The organism is Terrabacter sp. NPDC000476 (assembly GCF_040300125.1).
In the GTDB taxonomy this organism is placed as follows: domain Bacteria; phylum Actinomycetota; class Actinomycetes; order Actinomycetales; family Dermatophilaceae; genus Terrabacter.
This window is the reverse complement of the sequence record NZ_JBEPDF010000009.1, coordinates 1-3,957: the sequence shown is the minus strand read 5'-3', so window position 1 is coordinate 3,957 and position 3,957 is coordinate 1. Positions and strand designations below refer to the sequence as shown.

General features: G+C 69.4%; 5 protein-coding genes. 4 read left to right on the top strand and 1 reads right to left on the bottom strand.

Annotated features, from left to right (window positions below; genetic code table 11):
* Positions 1–60 precede the first annotated feature (60 nt).
* Positions 61–393 (top strand): hypothetical protein, encoded by a 333-nt coding sequence (locus ABT295_RS21010; RefSeq protein ID WP_352396359.1) that lies wholly within the window; start codon positions 61–63, stop codon positions 391–393.
* Positions 394–446: 53 nt separating this feature from the next.
* Here the strand turns inward: ABT295_RS21010 and ABT295_RS21005 are convergent, their stop codons facing one another.
* Positions 447–677 (bottom strand): hypothetical protein, encoded by a 231-nt coding sequence (locus tag ABT295_RS21005; RefSeq protein WP_352396358.1) that lies wholly within the window; start codon positions 675–677, stop codon positions 447–449.
* Between the two features lie 191 nt (positions 678–868).
* Here ABT295_RS21005 and ABT295_RS21000 point away from each other — a divergent pair, with 191 nt between their 5' ends.
* The 3 genes from ABT295_RS21000 to ABT295_RS20990 all read left to right on the top strand — a co-directional run.
* A complete protein-coding gene (locus tag ABT295_RS21000; protein ID WP_352396357.1) occupies positions 869–1,546 on the top strand; it encodes a hypothetical protein in 678 nt (225 codons plus the stop codon).
* 135 nt (positions 1,547–1,681) lie between these two features.
* Complete coding sequence (locus tag ABT295_RS20995) at positions 1,682–3,031, top strand: IS110 family RNA-guided transposase (protein ID WP_352396356.1); 1,350 nt, start codon at positions 1,682–1,684, stop codon at positions 3,029–3,031.
* Positions 3,032–3,515: 484 nt separating this feature from the next.
* On the top strand, positions 3,516–3,957 hold a 442-nt coding region (locus ABT295_RS20990; RefSeq protein WP_352396355.1), incomplete at its 3' end, for a hypothetical protein.

Here is a 3,957-nt window from a genome sequence, read left to right as displayed (position 1 = left end):
GGATGACCGTGCGCCCGCGCACCGCGGGATGACCGTGCGGTCGTCCGCCATGCTGAGTCGGTGCGAGCGAGCCTGGCCGACCAGCAGTGGGACGCCGTGGAGTCTGGGCAGCTGACCACCCCGGCCGGTCAGCGGTTCACCCGCGGCTCCAGCCGCATCAAGCGTCGAGACGCGGACGTCCTCATCGCAGCGGGCGTCCCGCTGGTCCTGTACTGGTACGGGGGCCAGCAGCTGGACTACTTCGACGGCTCCGATGCGGTGCAGCAGTGGCAGGCCGTGCGGGCGGCGGTGACCAGTCAGGCCCCGCAGCCGAGTGGCGAGGTCGTCTGGACCGGCGGCCGTTGGGTCAGCGACGACGACCAGGAGCTGCTGGTGCTCACCGGACAGTGTTGAGCGCGCTGAGCGGCAGCATCGCGGCGTCACGCGCACCATGGGATGACCGTGCGTCAGTCGCGCGGGTCCGTTGCCTCTCGTCGCCAGCGTGTCCACCAAGCGGCAAGGTAGTAGCTGGCCATGACGATCAGCAGAGCAGCGGCAGCCCAGCGCCACCAGCTCGCGCGATCAGCGGTGAAGAGGTTGCTCAGCTGGAGCGATCCCACCACGATCCACAGCAGGCCCAGGAGCAACGACTGGTTGCGCGTGCGGGTGATGTTCCACCATGGCTTCTTCTGGCTCACATCACCATCGTGTCGGAGTGAACGCTTGCCCTCGTTACGACTGCGAGCCGAGGGCGACCAGCGGCAGCGCGCACCGCGGGATGACCGCAACGTCGCCCGGAGGGCGCCATGCCCGTGACGTCGTGCCCGTGACGTCGTGCCCGTGACGTCGTGCCCGTGACTTCTGGTGTCCCTGCTCCCACAGTGGGCGCGTGAGCGAGGACACCGCATCTGGCGCAGACCTGGGGACGATTACCGGGTGGCCCTTGGCTGCAGCGATTGAGGCACTTCTGGCTTCGCTGGAGCCGGTCCGCGTCACGCGCCACCACCGCAGACCCAGCCGCCGGCCGTTGCGGCAGCAGAGTCAGTGGCCGGGTTCTGACCCGCTGAGCCAGCGCCTCGGGCTCACCGTGCCGACGCTGTCTGCGCTGCGTGAGCGTGGTCAGCTGGAAGTCTTCGGCCCCCACCCCGACGAAGTGCGTCCAGTACATGAGCTGGCTGCAGGTGAGTCTGCGACGGTCTCGGTCGCCTACGTCCCGCACGAGTCGGTGCTCGACCTGCCGGTGGAGCAGGCGTTGGAGACAGGGGCGACGTGTCTGGGGGTGCGCTACGGCCACGGGCACCCCTGGCCACCGCCGGTGGCCACGCCCCGGACACGACGTGACCCGGCCTCTGGAGACTTCACGGTCATCGACGTCCACGGCCAACTGGTGGGTGTGCAACACCTGTGGTGGAGCAGGACCCGGATGACGTGGGCGGTATGGAGCGGCGCCGACGGAGGCGTTGACGGCGGGTACGACGTGGAAGTTCTGACCGGCCTGACGCCGCTGGCGGCGGTCCGCCTCTTGGTGAGCTGCGACCTCTTTAACCCTTCAGGCGATGAGCCCTAACGACCACGACAGCGGCATAGTGATTCGTTCTGCAGGCTGCATCGGGTCGGGCTGAGACCTTCGGGGTCTTGATCGCAAAGACGTCCCCCTGGTGCGCTACTCGGGCTTGGTGTCCCAGCGCAGAAGGAGGACGTCGTGAACAAGGCTAGCCAGATCTCACGTGGTGACAAGAGCCGCAACACCCGCCTCGGGCGGCTGCGCGAGCTCGTCCCGGTGACCAGCGCCATCGTCGGTATCGACCTCGCCGACGCCAAGCAGATGGTCGTCGTCTGCGATCACGACTCCCGCGTCCTGGCTCGCAAGACCTTCCGCGTCCGCGCCTGGGACCTTGGTGCCGCCTTGGACTGGGCCGCGGGCAAGGCGGCCAAGGCCGGCTTCGCGGGCGTGACGGTGGCATGTGAACCGACCGGTCACCGCTGGCGGATCCTGGGCCAGCTCGCCGCCGAACGGGGCATGGCGTTCGTCTGCGTCCAACCGCTGATCTCGTCCTGGGCCCGGCGCGGGGAAGACCTCACCAGCGACAAGACCGACGAGAAGGACGCCGTCATCATCGCCCGCCTGACCGCGCAGCTGCGCTGCTACGTCCCCGAGGTCGTCGATGAGACGTGGGGTCGGCTGCGTCACCTCGGCGCCCGCCGCGAACGCCTGCTGACCGAGCTCACCGCCCAGGTCCAGCAGATCCGCGACCTGCTGGAATGCGTGTGGCCGACGGCACTGACGGCGGCGAACTACCCGTTCCGGTCCCGAACCTGGATGGCGACCATGCAGGTCATCCTCGAGCGCGACGGCGGGGACTTCACCAAGACCAGGCGCCTGGGCCTGGCCCGGTTGGAGAAGCTCGTCACGAAGGAGGTGATCCGTTGGGGTGCAGAGAAGCCGACGCTGCGCATCGCCCGCAACCTGTTCGCTGCCCTGGACGATGAAGCGGGTGTTCTGGCGCATCGACGGGGCGCGTTGGAGCGGGTCGGGTTCGTCTTGGATGACTTCTTCCACGCCCGCCGCCGACGCGTCGACGTCGAAGAGCGCATGACCGCGGTGCTCGAAGACCTTGGCGTCAAGGATCTGGCCAGCTCGGTCCCGGGCCTGGGCTCGATTGGGGCGGCGGCAATCCTGGCCCAGACCGGCGACCCGCGCCGCTTCACGTCCGCGCGGGCGTTGGTCAAGCACGCAGGCCTGGCGCCACGAGAACGCAGTTCGGGCACGTTCGTGGGACGAACGAAGGTGACCGGGCAAGGCCGGCCCGGGCTGCGATTGGCGGCCTGGCGCGGGATCTGGGGAACGCTTCAGCACAACCCCGTCCACGCCGCCCGCTACCAGCACCTGACGCAGCGAGAGCACAACCGACTCAAGCCCACGCAAGCCCAGGCCGCGATCGCGGCAGCACTTCTGCGTCAGCTACACGCCGTCATCGTCACTGGCCGGCCCTGGGACGCCGACGTCGCCACCCACGGGACCCGGGGTCGGGTTCAGAAGGTCGCAGCATGAGCAGCTGACCCCGAAGATCCACATCAGGGACCATTTCGAGCACTGCCAGGCGTCAGCGTCTGATCTTGTGCGTCACCTGCTGGTGGGGCGAGCTCTTCTCGACATTGAGGCCGATCCTGGACCTCGCCGGTCATCTTGAGCAGCCCCGCCCGTCGTCGCTTCAACCCGATTACACGCTGCTGGGCGCAAGCCCCGTCACCGCTATGCAGGGCACCGACGACGAGCGAGGCACCCACCCAGGGCTTGACGCAGAACTCCTTACGCTGATGACCGCAAGATCATCGGCAGCCGGGAGCGCTCGGATCGCGGGATGACCGTGCGCCCGCGCGCACCGCGGGATGACCGCGACGTCGTCGCGGACGGTGTCGTGCCTTGGACACGGGTGAGCGCGGAAGATACGCGCCTGCACATCATGTGGTGGAAGGAACACCCGGTACGACACGAAGATCGCCCCGCGGAGAGTGGGGAGCGGAACACTGGAGCCATGACCGCGACCCGGTTCACCGATCACCCCGACGGTTCCGAGCGTTCGGCTGCTCCCGGCCGGGATGCCTTCGGGACCGGGGCGGCGCGGGTCTGGCGCCGCCTGGCCGGGGCCGGGGTGGTGGCGCTGCTCGCCCTGGTCTTCGGGCTGCTGTTCACCGGGGAGGACGGGACCGACCGCGACAGCGGCTGGTGGGCCCTGGTCGTGGTGGTCACCACGTACGTGGGGGCGGTGCTGTCCTGGTGGGTCACCGGGGCGGCTCGGGGTGGGCGGCTGCTGGTCCGCCACGCCGCGGCGGGTGCGGTGCTGGGCCTGGTGCTGGTGGTGGTGCTCACCGTCTGGTTCTCCTCCGGGGTCGGCCTGCTCGTCGTCCTGGCGGTGGTCGGCGTGCCGGCCGGGGCGCTGGTGGGGACGGCGGCCGCCGGTGCGGGCCTGGCCGTGC